Raw genomic sequence first — 656 nt, forward strand, 5'->3', positions numbered from 1 at the left:
TCGCCGCCGCGGTTGAGCCGGTGGCGGTGAGTGCGCCCTGACGAGGCCGGGAGTGGTGCGACTCCGCAGAGCATGGCGAACGCCGCTTCGGAACGCAGTCGTTCGGGGTTCTCGCCCGCGGTGACCAGGAGCTGTCCGGCGACATCGGTGGCGACACCGTGGAGCGTGACCAGGGCGGGGTTGATCGCGTCCACGAGTGGGGTGAGCAGGGCGTCGAGCTCCGAGATCTCGGTTGTGAGCCGCCGGTGGCGCTGGGCGAGGCTGCGCAGCGCGATCAGCGTGGCGGTGCTCGGCTCAGCGGCCCGCGTCGGGTCGGGGCGGCGGGCGGCGCAGTGGGCGATGAGATGGCCGATGCCAAGGCTGCGTAGCTGGGTGCGCAGCGGTTCGGGCGCGGTCACGATCAGCGCTTTGATCTGGGTCTGGGCTTCGGCTCGGTTGCTGATCGCGCTGCGTCGGGCCACGCGTAGCGCGCGGAGGGCCTCGACCTGCCCGTCGCGGATCTTGGGAATGCCGGTGGCGCGTCCGGACAGGGCGGCGCGGGCAGCGGCCTCGGCGTCGACCGGGTCGGACTTGCCCTGCCATCGGCGGGTCTTGCGGTCCGGGCGGTCGACCTCGACCACGTCGATCCCGGCGGTGTGCAGGTGGCGGGTCAGGCC

The 656-nt window shown here is 73.0% G+C and carries 1 protein-coding gene; it reads right to left on the reverse strand.

Annotation, left to right across the window (positions count from 1 at the left end; all coding sequences use genetic code 11):
- Positions 1 to 656, reverse strand: a 656-nt coding sequence (locus ACL02T_RS34930) for an IS110 family transposase (RefSeq protein ID WP_412835097.1), incomplete at both ends; no start/stop codon positions are given.

The organism is Pseudonocardia oceanicola (assembly GCF_047200735.1).
In the GTDB taxonomy this organism is placed as follows: Bacteria; Actinomycetota; Actinomycetes; order Mycobacteriales; family Pseudonocardiaceae; genus Pseudonocardia.